The organism is Haloarchaeobius amylolyticus, from assembly GCF_042678045.1.
Taxonomy (GTDB): Archaea; Halobacteriota; Halobacteria; order Halobacteriales; family Natrialbaceae; genus Natrinema; species Natrinema amylolyticus_A.
This window is the reverse complement of the sequence record NZ_JBHUDI010000001.1, coordinates 272,167-290,394: the sequence shown is the minus strand read 5'-3', so window position 1 is coordinate 290,394 and position 18,228 is coordinate 272,167. Positions and strand designations below refer to the sequence as shown.

23 protein-coding genes are annotated in these 18,228 nt (G+C 62.7%); 11 read left to right on the top strand and 12 right to left on the bottom strand.

What is annotated here, in order from left to right; all coding sequences use genetic code 11:
* Positions 1–51 precede the first annotated feature (51 nt).
* Complete coding sequence (locus tag ACFR99_RS01480) at positions 52–1,245, top strand: CobW family GTP-binding protein (protein WP_390283669.1); 1,194 nt, start codon at positions 52–54, stop codon at positions 1,243–1,245.
* 38 nt (positions 1,246–1,283) lie between these two features.
* On the opposite strand, the gene ACFR99_RS01475 is transcribed toward ACFR99_RS01480, so the two are convergent.
* Positions 1,284–1,439 carry a hypothetical protein gene (locus tag ACFR99_RS01475; protein ID WP_390283667.1) on the bottom strand — a complete coding sequence of 52 codons (156 nt, stop codon included), beginning with the start codon at positions 1,437–1,439 and terminating at the stop codon, positions 1,284–1,286.
* Between the two features lie 121 nt (positions 1,440–1,560).
* Here ACFR99_RS01475 and ACFR99_RS01470 point away from each other — a divergent pair, with 121 nt between their 5' ends.
* On the top strand, positions 1,561–1,764 hold the full coding sequence (locus tag ACFR99_RS01470) for a hypothetical protein (RefSeq protein WP_390283665.1): 204 nt from the start codon (positions 1,561–1,563) through the stop codon (positions 1,762–1,764).
* 151 nt (positions 1,765–1,915) lie between these two features.
* Here ACFR99_RS01470 and ACFR99_RS01465 read toward each other — a convergent pair whose 3' ends face one another.
* Complete coding sequence (locus ACFR99_RS01465; protein ID WP_390283663.1) at positions 1,916–3,076, bottom strand: glutathione-independent formaldehyde dehydrogenase; 1,161 nt, start codon at positions 3,074–3,076, stop codon at positions 1,916–1,918.
* Positions 3,077–3,531: 455 nt separating this feature from the next.
* On the opposite strand from ACFR99_RS01465, the gene ilvD reads away from it, so the two are divergent.
* Complete coding sequence (ilvD, locus tag ACFR99_RS01460; RefSeq protein ID WP_390283661.1) at positions 3,532–5,259, top strand: dihydroxy-acid dehydratase; 1,728 nt, start codon at positions 3,532–3,534, stop codon at positions 5,257–5,259.
* A 96-nt stretch (positions 5,260–5,355) separates the two neighbouring features.
* Positions 5,356–5,511, top strand: coding sequence for a hypothetical protein (locus ACFR99_RS01455; protein WP_390283658.1), 156 nt, complete (start codon positions 5,356–5,358; stop codon positions 5,509–5,511).
* Positions 5,512–5,532: 21 nt separating this feature from the next.
* On the opposite strand, the gene ACFR99_RS01450 is transcribed toward ACFR99_RS01455, so the two are convergent.
* The 3 genes from ACFR99_RS01450 to ACFR99_RS01440 all read right to left on the bottom strand — a co-directional run bounded on the left by ACFR99_RS01450 (position 5,533) and on the right by ACFR99_RS01440 (position 7,064).
* Positions 5,533–5,964 carry an FAD synthase family protein gene (locus tag ACFR99_RS01450; RefSeq protein WP_390283655.1) on the bottom strand — a complete coding sequence of 144 codons (432 nt, stop codon included), beginning with the start codon at positions 5,962–5,964 and terminating at the stop codon, positions 5,533–5,535.
* A 112-nt stretch (positions 5,965–6,076) separates the two neighbouring features.
* The gene (locus ACFR99_RS01445) at positions 6,077–6,574 is read right to left on the bottom strand and encodes a Mov34/MPN/PAD-1 family protein (RefSeq protein ID WP_390283652.1); all 498 of its coding nucleotides are present in this window, start codon (positions 6,572–6,574) and stop codon (positions 6,077–6,079) included.
* Between the two features lie 79 nt (positions 6,575–6,653).
* Positions 6,654–7,064: a MaoC/PaaZ C-terminal domain-containing protein gene (locus ACFR99_RS01440; protein ID WP_390283649.1), complete on the bottom strand. Its 411-nt coding sequence runs from the start codon at positions 7,062–7,064 to the stop codon at positions 6,654–6,656.
* A gap of 122 nt (positions 7,065–7,186) precedes the next feature.
* On the opposite strand from ACFR99_RS01440, the gene ACFR99_RS01435 reads away from it, so the two are divergent.
* Positions 7,187–9,091, top strand: coding sequence for a DHH family phosphoesterase (locus ACFR99_RS01435; RefSeq protein WP_390283646.1), 1,905 nt, complete (start codon positions 7,187–7,189; stop codon positions 9,089–9,091).
* A 140-nt stretch (positions 9,092–9,231) separates the two neighbouring features.
* Here ACFR99_RS01435 and ACFR99_RS01430 read toward each other — a convergent pair whose 3' ends face one another.
* From ACFR99_RS01430 to ACFR99_RS01420, 3 genes are all read right to left on the bottom strand, one after another.
* Positions 9,232–9,360, bottom strand: coding sequence for a hypothetical protein (locus tag ACFR99_RS01430; RefSeq protein ID WP_390283643.1), 129 nt, complete (start codon positions 9,358–9,360; stop codon positions 9,232–9,234).
* Positions 9,361–9,585: 225 nt separating this feature from the next.
* Positions 9,586–9,909: a hypothetical protein gene (locus ACFR99_RS01425; protein ID WP_390283640.1), complete on the bottom strand. Its 324-nt coding sequence runs from the start codon at positions 9,907–9,909 to the stop codon at positions 9,586–9,588.
* Between the two features lie 80 nt (positions 9,910–9,989).
* A complete protein-coding gene (locus ACFR99_RS01420) occupies positions 9,990–10,259 on the bottom strand; it encodes a hypothetical protein (protein ID WP_390283638.1) in 270 nt (89 codons plus the stop codon).
* Between the two features lie 102 nt (positions 10,260–10,361).
* Here ACFR99_RS01420 and ACFR99_RS01415 point away from each other — a divergent pair, with 102 nt between their 5' ends.
* The 3 genes from ACFR99_RS01415 to ACFR99_RS01405 all read left to right on the top strand — a co-directional run bounded on the left by ACFR99_RS01415 (position 10,362) and on the right by ACFR99_RS01405 (position 13,371).
* Complete coding sequence (locus ACFR99_RS01415; protein ID WP_390283635.1) at positions 10,362–11,285, top strand: HhH-GPD family protein; 924 nt, start codon at positions 10,362–10,364, stop codon at positions 11,283–11,285.
* 361 nt (positions 11,286–11,646) lie between these two features.
* Positions 11,647–12,345 (top strand): helix-turn-helix domain-containing protein, encoded by a 699-nt coding sequence (locus tag ACFR99_RS01410; RefSeq protein ID WP_390283632.1) that lies wholly within the window; start codon positions 11,647–11,649, stop codon positions 12,343–12,345.
* Between the two features lie 444 nt (positions 12,346–12,789).
* The gene (locus tag ACFR99_RS01405) at positions 12,790–13,371 is read left to right on the top strand and encodes a DUF7344 domain-containing protein (protein WP_390283628.1); all 582 of its coding nucleotides are present in this window, start codon (positions 12,790–12,792) and stop codon (positions 13,369–13,371) included.
* A gap of 126 nt (positions 13,372–13,497) precedes the next feature.
* Here the strand turns inward: ACFR99_RS01405 and ACFR99_RS01400 are convergent, their stop codons facing one another.
* A complete protein-coding gene (locus ACFR99_RS01400; RefSeq protein WP_390283625.1) occupies positions 13,498–13,947 on the bottom strand; it encodes a hypothetical protein in 450 nt (149 codons plus the stop codon).
* 221 nt (positions 13,948–14,168) lie between these two features.
* Here ACFR99_RS01400 and ACFR99_RS01395 point away from each other — a divergent pair, with 221 nt between their 5' ends.
* A complete protein-coding gene (locus tag ACFR99_RS01395) occupies positions 14,169–14,900 on the top strand; it encodes a GNAT family N-acetyltransferase (protein WP_390283622.1) in 732 nt (243 codons plus the stop codon).
* A 93-nt stretch (positions 14,901–14,993) separates the two neighbouring features.
* The gene (locus ACFR99_RS01390; protein WP_390283620.1) at positions 14,994–16,172 is read left to right on the top strand and encodes a redox-regulated ATPase YchF; all 1,179 of its coding nucleotides are present in this window, start codon (positions 14,994–14,996) and stop codon (positions 16,170–16,172) included.
* Positions 16,173–16,224: 52 nt separating this feature from the next.
* Here ACFR99_RS01390 and ACFR99_RS01385 read toward each other — a convergent pair whose 3' ends face one another.
* Positions 16,225–16,452 (bottom strand): Mn2+/Fe2+ transporter, encoded by a 228-nt coding sequence (locus ACFR99_RS01385; RefSeq protein WP_390283617.1) that lies wholly within the window; start codon positions 16,450–16,452, stop codon positions 16,225–16,227.
* Positions 16,453–16,565: 113 nt separating this feature from the next.
* Between ACFR99_RS01385 and ACFR99_RS20295 the strand changes: the two genes are divergently transcribed.
* Entirely contained in the window at positions 16,566–16,718 is a 153-nt protein-coding gene (locus ACFR99_RS20295) for a DUF8066 domain-containing protein (protein ID WP_465260885.1), read from the top strand.
* 5 nt (positions 16,719–16,723) lie between these two features.
* Here the strand turns inward: ACFR99_RS20295 and gcvH are convergent, their stop codons facing one another.
* Together gcvH and gcvT are read right to left on the bottom strand one after the other, a co-directional pair.
* Positions 16,724–17,107: a glycine cleavage system protein GcvH gene (gcvH, locus tag ACFR99_RS01380; protein WP_390283614.1), complete on the bottom strand. Its 384-nt coding sequence runs from the start codon at positions 17,105–17,107 to the stop codon at positions 16,724–16,726.
* Between the two features lies 1 nt (position 17,108).
* Positions 17,109–18,206: a glycine cleavage system aminomethyltransferase GcvT gene (gene gcvT, locus ACFR99_RS01375; RefSeq protein WP_390283611.1), complete on the bottom strand. Its 1,098-nt coding sequence runs from the start codon at positions 18,204–18,206 to the stop codon at positions 17,109–17,111.
* Positions 18,207–18,228 lie beyond the last annotated feature (22 nt).

Sequence of the window (18,228 nt, the reverse complement as noted above, 5' to 3'; positions counted from 1 at the left end):
GACCCGGCACTTTACTACCGTCCCTGTCGACATCACTGGTAACACATACCAATGTCTTCCGATCGTATTCCGGTCACGGTCGTCAGCGGCTACCTCGGGGCCGGCAAAACCACGCTCGTCAATCGCGTGCTGTCGAACCCTGCCGGACACGAGGTCGCCGTCATCGTCAACGACATGGGGGAAGTGAACGTCGATGCGAACCTGATCGCTCGAGAGAACGACGATGAGGGAATCATCGATCTTTCGAACGGCTGTATCTGCTGTCGATTACAGGGCGATCTGCTCTCGGAAGCCCGTCGGCTCGCTCAGCGCCGAGAGTTCGATTACTTGCTCGTCGAGTCCTCCGGGATCAGCGAACCGATTCCTGTGGCACAGGTTTTTACCGAGGGAACGGACGCAAGCGAGATCGATCCGACGGAGCTGTTCCGACTGGATACTATGGTGACCGTACTCGACACGTACGGCTTCTGGAAGGAGTTCGACGCCGGCGAAACGCTCCCCGAGCACGCTCGGCCGGACGAGCGGAGACCGCTGAGTGAAGTACTCGTGGAGGGGATCGAGTTCTGTGACATCCTCCTCCTGAACAAGACCGATATGATTCCGGACGACGTCCTCGACGAGATCGAAACCGTGGTGGCACGACTCCAGCCGCAAGCGAAACGCGTCCGAACCACGTACTGCGAGGTCGATCCTGGACTAGTCCTCGATACCGGCCGCTTCGACTTCGAGGAGGTGCAACGATCACAGGGCTGGAAACAACACCTGCGCGGTGACGTCCATGGGCATAGAGACGAGCGCGATCATCACGAACGCGGTCACGGGAGCGACGGTGACGACCACGAGAGCGACGCCGAGAGCACGTCTGAGAGTCGCCAGCAGACGACGGCCGCCGACAGACACGGCGTTTCGTCGTTCGTCTACCGCGAGACACGCCCCTTCGACCCACACCGGCTCGCGGACTGGTTCGAGACGTGGGACGGGTCGATTGTTCGGGCCAAAGGCGTCTGTCACGTCGCTGGCCGGGACGACGTAATCGGCCTCAGTCAGGCCGGCCCAGCAGTGCAGGCGGGACCGATCGGTGAATGGGGCCCCGACGACGACAGAACGACGCAACTGGTGTTTATCGGAAGCGAGATGGACGAAGACCGGATCAGGCACGAACTCGATGCCTGCCTGCTCGAGGCGGACGAACCCGAGGCGACGGGGCCGAGATCCGATCGTGACGCCGACCCGTTTCCGCTGTAAGTGTGTCGACGTCCTCGCCGGTCGCGGCGGTCAGGACCTCACAGGTCGAGTTCGTTCCGAAGGTCGTCCCATGACTCGTGAAAGCCGTGGGTCGACTGCATCGTCGAGTCGAGGAGCGCCGACTGGTATACCTCGTCGTACTCGAGGAGTCGCCCCCAGCCATCGTGGAACGAGTAGTTACAGTACTGGCACATACACGCAGCTATGCCGGCGGGTGGCATACTCGTTTCCCTGCCTGCAGCCGGGACTCGAGTTCGGACGGGACCGCTGCAAGGGGCAGCAAGATACACCTCACGTGCTGAGGACCAGGACGCGATGGACCAGAAGGGTGATATCGGATCGATCGAAACCAGCCACATGGATCGCACTGGCGGATACGTTCGACACCCGAGCGAGACGGTCGAACGCGGCTGTGAGTACTGTTCGTGGCATGCGGTCGACGGCTCGTATCCGGCACTGATCAAGCGCTACCAGGACCACCTTCGTGACGAACATCCGACGGCTTGGCTCCGACGCTGACCCGGACGCTCGACTCGCCCGGCGTGGCAGCTCGTAACCGGTTAAAAACAGGCCCGTCAGCCGAACCGTCATACGGTCTGCTGTCACTGTGTCCCGGCGCACCCGCATGACAGGTTGCGGGTGCGCCGGAAGTGACTGACAGTTGTCCGTATCAGGGCTCGAGCAGCACTTTGGTGACGCCTTCCTCGCGTTCGTCGAACTTCTGGTACATCTCGGGTGCCTTCTCGAGATCGACGCGATGTGAGACGACCCAGCTCGGATCGGCGCGCCCTTCGATGATCATGTCGCGGAGCTGCCGGTTGTACTCCTTGACGTTACACTGGCCGGTGCCGAACTTCTGGCCTTTCTCGAAGAGCTTCCCGAAGTCGATGCCGAGTCGGCCCTGGGCTGCCATCTCGTCGGGGGCCCCTGGATCGGACGGCACGTACAGGCCCGGCACGCCGATTTCACCGGTTGGACGGACCGTCTGGATCAGCTGGTTGAGCACGACCGCCGGATTCTCACGAGCGGGGTCGTATGCGTCGTCACCCGGGTCCGTCTCGGGATCGATCGCCTGGTAGCCGACGGCGTCGACGCCTTTGTCGACTTCGTCGCCATGTTTCTCGACGATCTGCTCGACCGGGTCGCCCTCCTCGAAGTTGATCGCGTATGCGTCGCAGTGGTCTTCGGCGAGTTCGAGTCGGCTCGGAACCCGGTCGACCACGTAGATCTCCGATGCACCCTGAATCTTCGCGCTGTACGCTGCCATCAGCCCGACCGGCCCGGCACCATAGATCGCGATCGACTCGCCGGGCTGGAGGTTCGCCAGTCGCGTCCCGTGCCACCCCGTCGGGAAGATATCTGCGAGCAGCGAGAACGCGTCCTCGTGTTCGTCACCCTCTGGGAGTTTGAGCGCGTTGAAGTCGGCGTAGGGAACGCGGAGCTTTTCGGCCTGTCCGCCTTTGTACGGCCCCATCGCGACGTACCCATACGCACCGCCGGCGAAACCAGGGTTGACGTTGGTACAGAACCCGGTGTATCCGTTTTCACAGTTCTGACAGAAGCCACAGGCGACGTTGAACGGCATGACGACGCGATCGCCCTCCTCGAGCGAGGTGACAGCGTCACCGACCTCGCTGATGATCCCCATGTTCTCGTGTCCGAAGACGATACCCGGGTCCGCAGCGGTTCGGCCCTCGTACATATGGAGGTCCGAGCCACAGATCGCCGTCGTCGTGATATCGACGAGAACGTCGTTCGGATGTTGGATTTCGGGTTCGTCTACTTCTTCGACTGCGACGTCGTGTGGTCCTTGATACACGACTGCGTTCATAGACATTGGTTATCACACCACTGGATCGGACCACGATAGTCGGGTTAAAGCTTGCTGTGAGCTCTAAGGCGGCAATAGCCAATTATTTTGATAGAGATCCAGTCAGGAACGAAGCCCCATCGATCGGCGTTCCGAATTGGCCAGAAAGACGCTGTTGTTGATTGGTCCCGGTGAGAGCCAGTGATTCAATCGGAGGATCCAGTGGCGGTCGGACACACACCGTTGACGGTTCGCCGCCCCTCGAAGGTAGTACACGTATAGCACTCACACGAATTCTCGCAGTATATTCAGGACAACCCGCATCGTCGGTCCAGGGGGACGAGAAGTCGTCGCCGTACGTACTCGCCGATCGACTACCTGTTGTCCCGGACCGAACCAGTTCCCCTCTGCAGGAAGTCCCAGCAACGCTTGTGCGAGAAAGGACGACTTATGGCCCTTCGATGCGAGGTCCGACCATGAGCGGCGATAGCGAATTTGACTACGGAAAGGACGAGGCGTTGCGGAGCCGCGAGGTGACCGAGGGCGCAGAGAAAGCCCCACACCGCGCGATGTTCCGCGCAATGGGTTTCGACGACGAGGATTTCGGCGCGCCGATGATCGGCGTTCCGAATCCGGCGGCCGACATTACGCCGTGTAACGTTCACCTGGACGATGTCGCCGAGTCCGCGCTCGACGGGATCGACGAGGCTGGCGGGATGCCCATCGAGTTCGGGACGATCACGATCTCGGACGCAATTTCGATGGGGACGGAAGGAATGAAAGCCTCGCTGATCTCCCGGGAAATGATCGCCGACTCCGTCGAACTGGTCTCCTTTGGCGAGCGCATGGACGGGCTGGTCACCATCGGCGGCTGTGACAAGAACATGCCCGGAATGATGATGGCCTCGATCCGGACGGATCTCCCCAGCGTCTTCCTCTACGGCGGGTCGATCATGCCCGGCGAGCACGAGGGTCGTGAGGTTACCGTCCAGAACGTTTTCGAGGGCGTCGGGGCCGTTGCCGACGGCGAGATGTCCAACGAAGAACTCGACGAGATGGAGCGCCACGCCTGCCCCGGCGCGGGGTCGTGTGGTGGCATGTTCACCGCGAACACGATGGCCTCGATCTCGGAAGCGCTCGGCTTTGCCCCGCTTGGCAGCGCCAGCCCACCCGCCGAGGCCGAGTCACGCTACGAGGTCGCCCGCGAGGCCGGCGAACTGGCCGTCGAGGTCGTCGAAGAACAGCGCAAGCCCTCCGACTTCCTCACCAAGGAGTCCTTCGAGAACGCCATCGCGCTGCAGGTCGCCGTCGGCGGCTCGACCAACGCCGTCCTCCACCTGCTGGCGATGGCTGCCGAAGCCGGCGTCGATCTCGAGATCGAGGAGTTCGACGAGGTCAGCCAGCGCACCCCGAAGATCGCTGATCTCCAGCCCGGCGGCACGCGGGTGATGCAGGACCTCCACGAAGTCGGTGGCGTCCCGGTCGTCCTGAATGCCCTCTACGAGGCCGACCTGCTCCACGGCGACGCGCTGACGGTCACGGGCAACACGATCGGCGAGGAACTCGAGCGCCTCGACCCGCCATCGATCGAAGAGCTCGACGTCGACTTCCTCTACACTGTCGACGAGCCGAAAAACGAGCAGGGAGCCATCCGCATCCTGACGGGCAACCTCGCGCCCGGTGGCTCCGTCCTCAAGGTGACCGGCGACGACGACCTCCACCACGAAGGCCCCGTTCGCGTCTTCGAGGACGAAGAAAACGCCATGAAGTACGTCCAGGAGGGCCACGTCGAAACGGGTGACGTGATCGTTATCCGTAACGAGGGTCCACAGGGCGGGCCCGGCATGCGAGAGATGCTGGGCGTCACGAGCGCGGTCGCCGGCCAGGGCCACGCCGAGGACGTCGCGCTCATCACCGACGGGCGCTTCTCCGGCGCGACGCGGGGATTCTCGATCGGCCACGTCGCCCCCGAGGCGTTCGTCGGCGGCCCCATCGGCCTCATCGAGGACGGCGACGTGATCACGATCGACATCGAAGACCGCACGCTCGAGGTCGACCTCACGGACGAGGAGCTCGCGGCCCGCCGCGAGGAGTGGGACCAGCCCGAGCCCAACTACGAGACCGGCGTTCTGGCGAAGTTCGGCCGTGACTTCGGCTCGGCGGAAAACGGTGCCGTGACCAACCCCGGCGTCAAAAACGACTAAGCGTACGAGCGCGCTCGATACGGTCGAAACCGTTCCCTTCCATTTCCTGCACGAGTCTTTCCCGTCTATGTGAAGGATTGCCAAGTAGATCGACACATGTGTAAGTACTGTCTCGAGTGTGACTGGCAGCTCAGCACCGCCGACGGCTACACCGAGAAAGAGGTCTCCGAGAAGGCAATCGAACACTTCGTCGAAACGGGACACACAGTCGAGTCGCTTCGGTTGCCGCCGCCGTTCGTCCTCGAGAATTGATACTGTCGGACGAACCGGTTTTTATCCGCGCCGCTCGAGGATTCGATCGATAATCAACCGGGTCGAGAGCAGTTGGTCGCCGTCGGTCGGCTCTCCGGCACTCGCTCTGCGAACCTCGCAGTCGATTCCGCGCCGCTCGAGTTCTGATCGGATCGCCTCGTCGTCGTGGTGCTGGTCGTGGCCGAGCGCGATCACGTCGGGGTCGAGCTCCTCGATCGGGACGAAGATGTCCTCTTCGTGGCCGAGGATGGCCTCGTCGACGGCCTCGAGCGCGTCGACGACGTCGCGGCGCTGGGTCGCGGGACAGATGGGTTTCGCCTTGTGATCGACGTTGGCCTTGCGAGCGACGATGACGTACAGTTCGTCGCCCATCGCGGCCGCCTCCTCCAGATAATGAACGTGACCGGGGTGGAGGATGTCGAAGGTCCCCTGTGCGATGACCGTCCGCGTCATGGCTGGCTCGCCTCCGGTCCGAACGCCGGTGTCGTGCCGGCCGGGTGCGGGTTCTGTGTCGGTTCCATCGGTAGTCTGAGTCCTGAGAACATCGTCTCGAGCATACACGGTCTCATCGTCGCAGTTCCTCGTCGATGTCCGCCTGCGTGAAATCGAAGAAGTCCTCGGTCTCCGGCAGGTCGACGTCGAGAACGTTCAACTGGGTCGGTTTCCCCTGCGAGTCGAAGGCCTTCCAGTCCGTCCGGCGGTAGGGTGCACCGATGATGATGTGGACGCTCCCGCGGCCGAACGTGTCCAGATCCGCGCTACTCGGGCTGATCACGCCGTTGGGATGGGAATGAATGCTACCCAGTGCCTTCACATCGTTTGGTATCTGGTTCGTCTTGACGGTCGCACTGACGCTGTTGGTCTCGGTGCCCGGCACCACGAGAATATCCGTAATGACCAGGCCGTCCCGGTCCAGATCCAGGCGCTCGGCCTCGGTCCCCCGGAGAAAGCCCATGTACTCGTTCGGATGGGTCTCCTCGGAGGACTCGAGGGCGAACTCGAGGGTTTCCTCGGCGATGCCGAGGATCTCGCTCGAGCGAAACAGCGCGTCGAACAGCCCCATGTCTCTGCCTGAGGCTTTGCGAGTGCTAAACGTTCCGATGCCGCTGGCTCCGTTCGCTACCATCGCGCGGAGCCGGGGCCTACGTCCCGTCAGGGGAGGCGTTCATCGGGATGATACCGTCGATCTCGCCTCGCAACACCACCTCGTCGTCCTCGTCGGTACAGACCGCCGAACTCTCCACGTCGTAGTAGCCGTCGTGTTCGGTCACCGACTCGAGGCGAACCGTACAGGTGATCCGGTCGCCGGTGTAGACCGGCTGGACGAACTCGAAGGTCATGCTGCGAGCGATATAGCGGAGGTCGCCGCCGATCTTCGTCGGCAGCGTCGCTGTGAGCAACCCCTGGACGGTCAGTCGACCCAGTTCGTCGGGCTCGGTGTGAATCGGCTGCTGGTCGCCCGAGAGTTCGCCGAACTCGCGGACGTCCTCGTGGTCGAAGGTTCGTTCGAACGTGTACTCGTCGCCCTCCACAGGCGGGTGTGAGATGTCCATGCACGGATGGTCCCGACGAGATTCCTTGTAGCTACTGTTCACACCAATCGAAGATCGGTGCCGCGAGCTACATCCCTTCTTGACAAGGGTTATACGCGACCGCCTCCAACCAGCAGACCAAGATGACACGTGACTCCGCCGGGGAACCCGGCGCAGACGACGGGGATTCCGTCGTCTACGATCTCGCTCCTGACTGTACCGCCGACGATGTCGAGCAAGGCCGTCCATACCTCGCCGAAATCAACGGCATCGTCGACTACGGCGTCTTCGTCGACCTCTCTGACTCCGTCTCCGGACTCGTCCACGAGTCCGTCCTCGAGGGCACCTACGCCGTCGGCGACGAACTCGTCGTCGAACTCGAGAGCGTCCGCGAAAACGGCGATATGGCGTTCGAACCCGTCGAGATCGACGACTACACTGTCGAGGAAGTCGGCCACGACTACTCGCTGACCGGCACCCACCGCCTCGAGGACAACCTCGGCGAACAGATTCACCTCGAGGGCGAGGTGACACAGGTCAAACAGACCGGCGGTCCGACGATCTTCCACGTCGCCGACGAGAACGGCGTCGTTCCCTGTGCGGCCTTCGAGGAGGCTGGCGTTCGTGCCTATCCCGCTATCGAGATCGGCGACGTCGTTCGCGTCACTGGGACGCCCGAACACCGCGAAGACTCGGTCCAGGTCGAAGTCGACGGCCTCTCGAAACTCGAGGGCGAGGACGCCGACGAGGCTCGCGAACGGCTCGAGGACGCCCTCGAAGCCCGTGCTGAACCCCACGACGTCGCACCGCTGATCGACTGGCCGGCCTTCGAAAAGCTGCGACCGAGCCTGGAGGAAGTCGCCCGGCTGCTCCGCCGGACGGTCCTCGAGGGCCGCCCGATTCGCGTGCGCCACCACGCCGACGGCGACGGGATGTGTGCGGCTGTGCCGGTCCAGATCGCCCTCGAGCGCTTCATTGCCGACGTTCACGAGGACGAAGACGCGCCACGTCACCTCATCAAGCGGCTGCCCGCGAAAGCGCCGTTCTACGAGATGGAAGACGCGACGCGCGACCTCAACTTCGCGCTCGAGGACCGCGAGAAACACGGCCAGCAACTGCCGCTCCTGCTCATGCTCGACAACGGCTCGACGGCCGAGGACGTCCCGGCCTACGAGACGCTGGCCCACTACGACATCCCGATCGCGGTCGTCGACCACCACCACCCCGACCCCGAGGCCGTCGAGGACCTGCTCGACGCCCACGTGAACCCGTACCTCCACGACGAGGACTACCGGATCACGACGGGCATGCTCTGTGTCGAACTCGCGCGGATGATCTACCCCGACCTCACCGACGAGCTTCGCCACGTTCCCGCCGTCGCCGGCATTTCGGACCGCTCGAAGGCCGACGCGATGGACGACTACCTCGAACTCGCCGCCGAGGAGGGCTACGACGAGGACCGTCTACAGGACGTCAGCGAGGCACTCGACTACGCCGCCTTCTGGCTGCGCTACAACTCCGGCGACCAGCTGATCCAAGACCTGCTCCAGATCGCCAGCGACGACGAAGATCGCCACCGCGAACTCGTCGAGTTCTTCGCCGAGCGCGGCCGCGAGGAAGTCGACGAGCAGCTCGAGGCCGCGATGCCCCATCTCGAGCACGAGACGCTCGAGAACGGCGCGCACCTCTACCGGATCGACGTCGAGAACTACGCCCATCGCTTTACCTACCCCGCGCCGGGCAAGACTACCGGCGAGATCCACGACCGCAAGATCGAGGAGACCGGCGACCCGGTGATCACGGTCGGCTACGGTCCAGACTTCGCCGTGCTCCGCAGTGACGGCGTCCGACTCGACATCCCCAACATGGTCTCGGAACTCGAGGCCGAGATCGCGGGCGGCGGCGTCTCCGGCGGCGGTCACCTCGTCGTCGGCTCGATCAAGTTCGTCTCCGGCAAGCGCGAAGAGGTAATCGACGCCCTGGTCGAGAAGATGGCCGAGGCTGATATCGACGAAGCACTCTCGAGTGCGGCCCCGATCGACGACTAATACTGTCAGATAGAAGTCAATACGAATTCGCGACCGACCTTCACGTCGTTCTGTCCGGCAGTAGAAGGTCGGTCGGACGGGACCGATAAAAGTCTGTTTTCGGCTTCGTAACTGTGCGGTTCTCTCGAGTCGTCTCTCACTCAGTCGGCGCCGTGGCGCGGCGTGTAGCCGCAGTCGTCACAGACGAGCGAGTCGTATCGGGCCGTGAGTACGCCCGAACAGTCGGGACAGCGGTAGTCGGCGTCGGGTGAGCGTTGACTGATTGCCATATGCGACGCGAGGAATCGCGCACTGATAAGCGCACCTCTTATGTTGGCCAAAGTATATATTGTGCCTAGAACACATAGGGGGGTGTGACGTGGTGACATAGTCACACCGATCGCGTCCCGCTCGTGAGTAGCCGCGACCGTGTCATACGGTCTGCTCTCCCGCTGTCCCGGCGGGCCCGCAGGATGGGTCGCGGGCCCACCGGTACCCACTGACAGGAGTCCGTATCAGAACTGGTAGCGTCGCTCGTCGTCCATCGACGGATACTGGTCCGCGCCGGTCATCTCTTCGAAGGTCATTCCGGACAGATATTCGTCGTACGTTACGTCGTAGGCCGTCCGTAGCTGGAAATCGAGTTTGCCGGTGTCGACGGTCGACTGAAAGAGCATGTGGATCGCCCGACGGACGAGTTCGTCGGTCTCCTCGGGCTCGAGGGCCGTCTCGAGCAAGGCGAGTTCGTTGCGCGTCTCGCGGTCGAGCGAGACGGCCAGTTCGTCGCTGATACTCGAATACGAGTCCGTCACGTCGTCGGTCAGGTCGTCGAGACTCATACGGGAGGGGACTCGAGCGGGCCGGATAGACCTTTCGTGGTGGAGCCAAACGGAACCAGTGTTGTAATCCGTATGCCGGCTCAGCGCGCAGCTCCGCAGTACTCGCAGGTGTCGGCGTCAGCGTCGATCCGTGCACCACAGTCGTCGCAGTTCGTTCGATTGGTGCGGTTGACGTCCCCGTATCCGGTCGATTCCCGTAGCGAGACGACGATCCCGAGAACAATGACGGCGCCGCCGAGGAGGGCCCACCCGAGGGGACCGATCGCCAGGACGAACATGACGAGAAACGGGATGACGATGATCCCGAAGCCGACGGCGATCAGCGTCGGACCGAGCGATCGCGAGGACATGGTCGTGATATATGACGTTCGATAGAAAAATCACGGGGAAGCGTCGAATCCGGGTCGACGCATTGCGACACCCACTTACAGCCGACAACCCAACCCCCGTCGATGACAGCAGAGGCTCAGGAGTGGTCGTTGCCCGATGATCTCGAGGCCGTTCGTGAGACGCTGATCGCGTGGTACGAGGCCGACCACCGCGACTTTCCGTGGCGGCGGATCGACAATCCCTACGCGATCCTCGTCAGCGAGGTCATGAGCCAACAGACCCAGCTCGGCCGCGTCGTCGAGGCCTGGGAAGCGTTTCTCGAGCGCTGGCCGACGACCGCCGACCTGGCCGACGCAGATCGAGCGGACGTCGTGAGCTTCTGGACGGCCCACAGTCTGGGCTACAACAACCGGGCGAAGTACCTCCACGAGGCGGCCCGTCAGGTCGAAGAGGAGTACCGCGGGGAGTTCCCGGCCACGCCCGACGAGCTTCAGGAGCTGATGGGCGTTGGGCCCTACACCGCCAACGCGGTGGCGAGTTTCGCGTTCAACAACGGCGACGCGGTCGTCGACACGAACGTGAAACGCGTGCTCTACCGCGCCTTCGATGTTCCGGACGACGACGCAACCTTCGAGGACGCCGCGAGCGGCCTCATGCCCACTGGGCGCTCGCGGGTCTGGAACAACGCGATCATGGAACTCGGTGGGGTCGCCTGCGAGCAGACCCCCAAATGCGACGAGGCGGGCTGTCCGTGGCGCGAGTGGTGCAGTGCCTACGCAAGCGGTGATTTCACCGCTCCCGACGTCCCCACGCAGCCGAGTTTCGAAGGGAGCCGTCGACAGTTTCGGGGCCGCGTGATCGCCACGCTCCGGGAGTACGATGAACTCGAACTCGACGCGCTGGGCCATCGCATCCGTGTCGACTACACCCCCAACGGCGAGTACGGCCGCGAGTGGCTCGAGGGACTGCTCACTGATCTCGAGTCGGATGGGCTGGTCGAACTCGACCACGATGGGGGTGCTCTCGTCGCACGGCTGCACCGATAAGATCGGTCGCGAAGAAGAAACGCCGCACGGCCTGTATTCCCTGTCAGCCAAATTTTTTCGTTGGCCATCTAGTCCAAGGATACGGGGCTACTTGTAAGTGACCGATAATTACAGGATGTGAAAATAGTTGTCGAGACGCTGCCCACTTGTGTCGTCTCGGGGCTGATAGCGTCAGATCCAGTTCGCTGCCGGATACGCGCCACTGCCGGGTATCCCCGGTGAACTGTCGCCGCGGAAACTTCAACTGGAAGTAATTACTCTAGTGAAGAATCACGCTGAATTGATAGTCGTCGGAATTGGGTGGCGGGAAAGGCTACCGGAAACCAAATCCGTCTATACGTCTTCGTGGTGGGCTTCGGTGATGACCACAGTCGTCGAACTCGAGATTCCGGCTGCGCGACTCGGCTTCGCCCGGGCGTTCGATCGAGTGTCGACGTTCGAGTTTCAGGTCGGTGGAATGATCGGCGGATCGGCACCGCTCGTCTGGACGAACGGGCCGGATCACGAGACGGTCAAACAGGAGCTCGAGGCGGATCCCTCGGTCGAGGTCGTCGCGAGCGTCGCCGACGACGATGAGCGCTCCACGACGGATGAGAGCGCGGTAGCCGGCCAGAACGATCGCTGGCTGTTTCGACTCGAGTTTGGGGACGGCGTGAAACTCTTCGAACAGATCGTCACCGAGAACGATGGCGCGATCCTGACGGCTCGCGGGGCCGACGGGCGATGGGTAGTGAAGTTACTCTTTCACGACCGTGAATCGGTGTCGGCGTGCCACGGGTTACTCGAGCAGTACGACTTCCAGGCCGCCGTCGTCCGGATTAGCGGCGTCGACGACCTCGCGCGGGCACAGACGCCCCTGACAGAGACCCAGTACGAGACGATCTGCAAGGCCCACGAACTCGGCTATTTCGACGTCCCGAGGGGAGTGACACTCAAGGAGTTAGCCGCGGAACTGGACATTTCACATCAGGCGCTCTCCGAACGGCTCCGGCGAAGTCACGCCGCCCTCGTCAGCGCCGAACTGTCCGAGCGAACGGCACCGATAGAGATCGATCGGTGATCGTAGCCGGCGTGTGGTGTCGCTGCGCGAGATTGGACGCCCTGATCCCCGTCGCAGTCGCGTATCGACATTGCTGAATCTGCTCTCGAAGAGATTCTGATCTTCACACACTTATTAGTGTTCAATTCGCACGTACGTTCTATACTATGGGCGAAACGGCATAATTGCCCTAGTGAGTAAATTTATTACTGGACGAATCCATAATCGGATGTCGGCGTGGTGCCGACCGCTCGGACACCGACGATCGCGGTGCGTATCGGTGGATCATCCCATGCTCAATCACGATCCGCGATCACTCGTGGCTGTGTGATCGCGTCGCTGTTGGACGCATCACGGGTCGTCTTACGGCCCGTCTCCAGCGTTTTCACCGGAAATCCGGACTCACGATCGACCGAGTGCGTAGTTTTATTTGTTGACCGAGAATACTGTCGGCCGGGAATCCACGTGATCGGACGTAGTCGGACGGATGCCGTCGGTGAATCGTCGCGAGCGTCCGAGACGATCGACCGTGCGTCGACGCTTTCTCTCGATGAGATTTACCATCTGCTTCAGACACAGCGCCGGCGGGACGTGCTTCGATACCTTCAGACCGCTGACGGCCGCGTTCGGTTACGCGAACTCGCCGAACAGGTCGCCGCCTGGGAACAGGAGACGACCATCGACGAGCTGCGTTCCGACGAACGCCAGCGGGTCTACATCTCGCTGTATCAGTCACATCTCCCGAAACTCGACAACCACGGCGTCGTCGACTACGACAAGGACCGTGGCTGGGTCGAGCCAACGCCGCGTGCCGAACGGCTGTATCCGTATCTCGAGCCACCGTCTCGATCACCGTCGCGCGACCGGTGGCCACGGCGCTACGCAGGAACGATCGTCTGCTGCGGGCTGGGTCTCGCGGCGATTGCTGCAGGGATCGTTCCGATCTCCGAACGCGTCGGCGCGTGGGTCGTCCTCGTCGCGTTCGCGATCGTTACGGGCGCTCACGTGTGGTCGACTGGCACGCTCGATCGCGATCGGAGCGACTGATACGGGCCGATATCTCGAGGTATCGGCGCGACCGCGAGCCGCCCGGTAGTCACGCCGGCACGGATTGTCAGGAGTTCGTACGAGCGACGCGCATTCGTGTCGAACACGGCGACCGAACGACGACCGTCAGTCGGCGCGGGAGAGGATCTCCGTGTTCGAGTCACGGGTGCGCTCGAGGAGCCGGCCGGCGTAGAACACGACCGAAAAGTCCTGTGGACTGGGGAGCGCACAGGCGAGCCAGCCGATGGCCGCGGCAGCGACGACCGGCGTGTCGGTCGTCACGTAGCCGGCCAACCCAAGTCCGAAGACGGGGATAGCGAGCACAGCGGGTGCGAGCGCAGCGAGGCGGAGGATCCAGGCGGGTTCGTCCCCGGTCGGTTGGGGGAAGACGACGGCCCACGGGTGGGTCGCCATCAGCGCTACGAGCCCGTCTGATCGGCCGGGAAGATAAGAGATGGCGTAGTCGACCCCGGCGAGCCGAAGGACCGTCGCGTGTGCCCACTCGTGGGCCACCAAGCCGACCGCGAGGGCGAGGGCGAGCGCACAGCCAGCACCAACCAGGTTCGAGCCGATCATAGGGACCGCGAGATGCACGCCTCAAATCCTGAGAGCGACATCTCGCGCATTTTAGCCGATGACCTGCCGGTGGAAGGCCGCTGGGCTGTACCAGTTGTCGTCTTAAGGGCAGTGTCGGGTCGATGCCCCACGATCCGGTACCGGAGCGTTCTCTGTCCGTCGTGGCGTGGACGGGATCGATTCGGCCAAGCGTTAAGTATTGGGTTGTGGTACCGCCCCTCATGGACACGACAGAGACACTCGAGTTCGGTCACGTAGACCGGAAACAGATCTACGAGTACGTCGAACGGCGCGGGGCAGTCGATCCGGAAGAGACGCGAAAACAACTCGGCCTCGATCCCGGCGGTTTCCGCCATCACATCGCGATCCTCAAGCGAGACGGGCGACTCGAGGAGGAAGAGGGAACGCTCAGGGTCGCGCTCGAGGCGGGCACGGAGGAGGAGTACGTCGACGAGGACCTCGAGTTCCACATTCGGCCGGCGCGTCAGGAGGATCTGACAGGGATCGTCGGGGCGATCAGACAGGTCGCCGAGGAGAAAACCTACATCGTCGCCGAGACCGTCGCCGACGAAATCGACCACGAGAGCGCCTTACTCCGACACAACGAGATCGAGTCGCGGATGTTCTTCGTCGCGACCGTCGACGATGACGTTGTCGGCTGGGTCCACCTCCACGCGCCGGAACTCGAAAAACTGAGCCACACCGCCGAACTCACTGTAGGCGTCATCGAGGAGTACCGCGGTCACGGTGTTGGCTCACACCTCCTTTCGCGCGGCCTCGAGTGGGCCGCCACCAACGGCTACGAGAAAGTCTACCAGAGCGTGCCCTCCTCCAACGAGGAGGCGATCGAATTCCTCGAGAGCCACGGCTGGGAGACTGAAGCGGTCCGCGAGGATCACTACAAACTCGCCGGCGAGTACGTCGACGAAGTGATGATGGCCGTCGAGCTCTAGGCGAAGCGCACCGAGCGCGCGGCCCGCTCGCTCGAGCCGGCCGCCATCGTCGGAATCGAAAGGTAGTTTTCCCGGACCCTGCTACGCTGAGCCATGCTTTCGATCGCGCTTGCCGGGAAGCCAAACGCCGGCAAGTCCACGTTCTACACGGCGGCGACGATGGCGGATGTAGACGTCGCCAACTATCCCTTCACGACGATCGACGCCAACCGCGGCGTCAGCTACGTCCGGACCGAGTGTCCCTGCCTCGAGCGCGACGAGCGCTGTAACGCCGACAACTGCAGGGACGGCAAGCGCTACGTCCCGATCGAACTCTTGGACGTGGCGGGGCTCGTCCCGGGTGCCCACGAAGGAAAGGGGCTGGGCAATCAGTTCCTGGACGAACTGACGAACGCCGACGTCATCGTCAACGTCGTCGACGCCTCCGGCGGCACGAACGAGAAGGGCGAACCGGTCGACATCGGCGAGCACGACCCGCTCGAGGACATCGACTTCATCGAGGAGGAGATGGACCTCTGGCTGGCAGGGATCGTCGAGCGCAACTGGGAGTCCGTCGAGCGCAAGTCCCGCTCGCCCGACTTCGACATCGACGACGCGCTGGCGGACATGCTCTCGGGCTTTGGTGCCTCGCCGAAACAGATCGCGATCGTCCTCCGCGATCTGGATTACCCCGACGACCCGATCCAGTGGGAAGACGACCACCGCGAGGCCCTCGCGCGTGACGTGCGCCAGCGCACCAAGCCGATCGTCGTCGCGGCGAACAAGATCGACATCGCGCCCGAGGAGAACGTCGAACGCCTGCTCGAGTTGGACAAACCCGTCATTCCGACCACCGCCGAGGGCGAACTCGCGCTCCGCCGGGCCGCCGATAACGGCCTCGTCGACTACGATCCCGGCGACGAGACGATCGCGATCGGCGACGAGGTCAACGACGCCCAGCGCGAGGCCCTCGAGGACCTCGCGGACACGATGGCCGAGTGGGGTGGTACAGGCGTCCAGGCGGCACTCGACTACGCGGTCTACGACTTGCTCGAGCACATCACCGCCTATCCGGTCGAGGACGCCGCGAAGTGGTCCGACGGCAGCGGCAACATTCTACCCGACGCGTTCTTGCTCCCCGACGGCTCGACGCCGGTCGATCTCGCCTACGCAGTCCACTCCGACATCGGCGACGGCTACCTGCACGCCGTCAACGCCAAGTCGAATCGGGAAGTGGGGGAAGATTACGAACTCGAGGAAGGGGACGTGATCAAGATCGTAAGCACCAATTGATTTATTATATTTATATAATATTTACGGGCGCAACAAGGACTGTGCTGAGCGATTAAGATTCGTACCCAAGTTCCTTCACGCTGTTAGCGATGTCGTAGAGAAGATAGACCGCAGCAAGTCCAATTCCGATCCAAATCCACGTTGCTACAGTTCCAAGGCTGTCTGTTACTTCGATAAAGCCCCACACTCCGATGAACGTTGAACCGAGAATAGCTGCAGTCACGACGAAGGCATTTTTTATAGCCGGATTAGAACGGGGACCGTCCTGTCGTTTGTCCATACCGTTGGCACTCTACTGAGGAGTTATTTTTCTTACTGGATTATTTTGAGGCTCGCTTATACGTTGTGTACACTGTGTGGACTCAGTATCAGTAATCAAGATCGTGAGCACGAATTAAGCGCCTCCGTTACGAATCGAGTCTATCTCCTCATTTCTGGCCGAGCATACTGCTCGGAGTGCGCTATCTCTCGTGGCAGTTCGTCGCTGCCGTGGAGGGCATCGCGGATGTGCTCTGCCGGATCGCCCAGCACCAAGAACAGAACTAACTCGTTTATGCGATCTGGTCTTCGTACTCGTCGGCCGTCAGCAGCTCCTCGAGTTCGTCTGTATCGTCAGGGTCGATCTCGAGCATCCAACCGTCGCCGAACGGGTCGTCGTTGACGAGTTCGGGGGCGTCGAACAGCTCCTCGTTGACCGCGACGACCTCGCCACTGACTGGTGCGTAGAGGTCGGAGACGGCCTTGATCGATTCGACGACGCCGAACTCGCCTTCCTGCTCGAGTTCCTCGCCTTCGTCGGGGAGTTCGACGAAGACCACGTCGCCGAGCTCGTCCTGGGCGAAATCGGAGATGCCCACGCGAACGACGCCGTCGGTCTCGTGTGCCCATTCGTGCGATTCCAGATACCGTCTATCGTCGGGAGTGTCGAAGCTCATGTTATACTGTGTCAATGAAGGGGGTGGTCTCAACTCTTGCTTTTTTCGACTGGCCGCGGACGACGACCTGCAGCGTCGTGCCGGGTTCGGCGTACTCGACAGGCACGTAGCCAAGACCGATCGGCTGCGCTAACGTCGGGCTCATCGTCCCGCTGGTGACGGTCCCGATGACCCGGCTCTCGGTGGTCGTGATGTCGTAGCCGTGGCGGGGGACGCCGCGGTCGATCAGTTGGAAGCCGACGAGCCGTTCGTTGACGCCCGCCTCGTCGAGCTCGGCCAAGGCATCGCGGCCGACGAACTCGGTCTCGAGCGCGACGGTAAAGCCGATGCCGGCCTCGTAGGGCGTCCGCGGATCGGTCTCGTGATCGAAGTCCTGCCCGGCGAGCAACAGGCCGGCCTCGATGCGTAGCGTATCGCGGGCGCCGAGCCCGCAGGGCTGGCAGTCGAACGCCGTCCAGATCTCTTCGGCTGCGGTCGAAGGAACGATCAGCTCGAAGCCGTCTTCGCCGGTGTAGCCCGTCCGGGCAGTCCAGCAGTCGATGCCGTCGACCGTCGCGTACTGGGCCTCGAAGCGGGCGAGATCGGTGACCGACTCGTCGGTGACGTCCTCGACCAGCCCGGGCGCGTTCGGTCCCTGGACGGCGAACATCGCGTACTCGTCGGTCCGGTTGTCGACGGTCGCCTCGAGCTCCCACTCGTTGCGGTAGCTGAGCCACCGTTCGTGGGTCGACTCGTCGGTGCCGGCGTTGGGAACGAACAGGTATGTCGCCTCGCCGTCCTCGTTTGGGAGCCGGTAGACGACGGTGTCGTCGATGATGATCCCGTCCTCGTCGGTGATCGCGGCGTACTGGGAGTCGCCGACCGCGAGCCGGGAGACGTCGTTCGACGTCAGCCGTTGCATCAGCTCCGTCGCGTCCGGGCCGGTGACGTGAATCTGGCCCATATGCGAGACGTCGAAGATTCCGGCATCGTCCCGGACGGCCGCGTGCTCGGTCTGGATCGAATCGAACTCGACCGGCATGTCCCAGCCGCCAAACTCCGTAAACTTCGCTCCGCGCTCGTCGTGTAACCCACGTAACGGCGGCGTCTGAAGCGGCATACTCGAACCGTCATCCGCGGAG

Excerpts from the sequence above, each read along its gene's own strand:
- ACFR99_RS01480 (WP_390283669.1), top strand. The coding sequence starts at position 52 with ATGTCTTCCGATCGTATTCCGGTCACGGTCGTCAGCGGCTACCTCGGG.
- ACFR99_RS01475 (WP_390283667.1), bottom strand. The coding sequence starts at position 1,439 with ATGTGCCAGTACTGTAACTACTCGTTCCACGATGGCTGGGGGCGACTC.
- ACFR99_RS01470 (WP_390283665.1), top strand. The coding sequence starts at position 1,561 with ATGGACCAGAAGGGTGATATCGGATCGATCGAAACCAGCCACATGGAT.
- ACFR99_RS01465 (WP_390283663.1), bottom strand. The coding sequence starts at position 3,076 with ATGAACGCAGTCGTGTATCAAGGACCACACGACGTCGCAGTCGAAGAA.
- ilvD (WP_390283661.1), top strand. The coding sequence starts at position 3,532 with ATGAGCGGCGATAGCGAATTTGACTACGGAAAGGACGAGGCGTTGCGG.
- ACFR99_RS01455 (WP_390283658.1), top strand. The coding sequence starts at position 5,356 with ATGTGTAAGTACTGTCTCGAGTGTGACTGGCAGCTCAGCACCGCCGAC.
- ACFR99_RS01450 (WP_390283655.1), bottom strand. The coding sequence starts at position 5,964 with ATGACGCGGACGGTCATCGCACAGGGGACCTTCGACATCCTCCACCCC.
- ACFR99_RS01445 (WP_390283652.1), bottom strand. The coding sequence starts at position 6,574 with ATGGGGCTGTTCGACGCGCTGTTTCGCTCGAGCGAGATCCTCGGCATC.
- ACFR99_RS01440 (WP_390283649.1), bottom strand. The coding sequence starts at position 7,064 with ATGGACATCTCACACCCGCCTGTGGAGGGCGACGAGTACACGTTCGAA.
- ACFR99_RS01435 (WP_390283646.1), top strand. The coding sequence starts at position 7,187 with ATGACACGTGACTCCGCCGGGGAACCCGGCGCAGACGACGGGGATTCC.
- ACFR99_RS01430 (WP_390283643.1), bottom strand. The coding sequence starts at position 9,360 with ATGGCAATCAGTCAACGCTCACCCGACGCCGACTACCGCTGTCCCGAC.
- ACFR99_RS01425 (WP_390283640.1), bottom strand. The coding sequence starts at position 9,909 with ATGAGTCTCGACGACCTGACCGACGACGTGACGGACTCGTATTCGAGT.
- ACFR99_RS01420 (WP_390283638.1), bottom strand. The coding sequence starts at position 10,259 with ATGTCCTCGCGATCGCTCGGTCCGACGCTGATCGCCGTCGGCTTCGGG.
- ACFR99_RS01415 (WP_390283635.1), top strand. The coding sequence starts at position 10,362 with ATGACAGCAGAGGCTCAGGAGTGGTCGTTGCCCGATGATCTCGAGGCC.
- ACFR99_RS01410 (WP_390283632.1), top strand. The coding sequence starts at position 11,647 with ATGACCACAGTCGTCGAACTCGAGATTCCGGCTGCGCGACTCGGCTTC.
- ACFR99_RS01400 (WP_390283625.1), bottom strand. The coding sequence starts at position 13,947 with ATGATCGGCTCGAACCTGGTTGGTGCTGGCTGTGCGCTCGCCCTCGCC.
- ACFR99_RS01395 (WP_390283622.1), top strand. The coding sequence starts at position 14,169 with ATGGACACGACAGAGACACTCGAGTTCGGTCACGTAGACCGGAAACAG.
- ACFR99_RS01390 (WP_390283620.1), top strand. The coding sequence starts at position 14,994 with ATGCTTTCGATCGCGCTTGCCGGGAAGCCAAACGCCGGCAAGTCCACG.
- ACFR99_RS01385 (WP_390283617.1), bottom strand. The coding sequence starts at position 16,452 with ATGGACAAACGACAGGACGGTCCCCGTTCTAATCCGGCTATAAAAAAT.
- gcvH (WP_390283614.1), bottom strand. The coding sequence starts at position 17,107 with ATGAGCTTCGACACTCCCGACGATAGACGGTATCTGGAATCGCACGAA.
- gcvT (WP_390283611.1), bottom strand. The coding sequence starts at position 18,206 with ATGCCGCTTCAGACGCCGCCGTTACGTGGGTTACACGACGAGCGCGGA.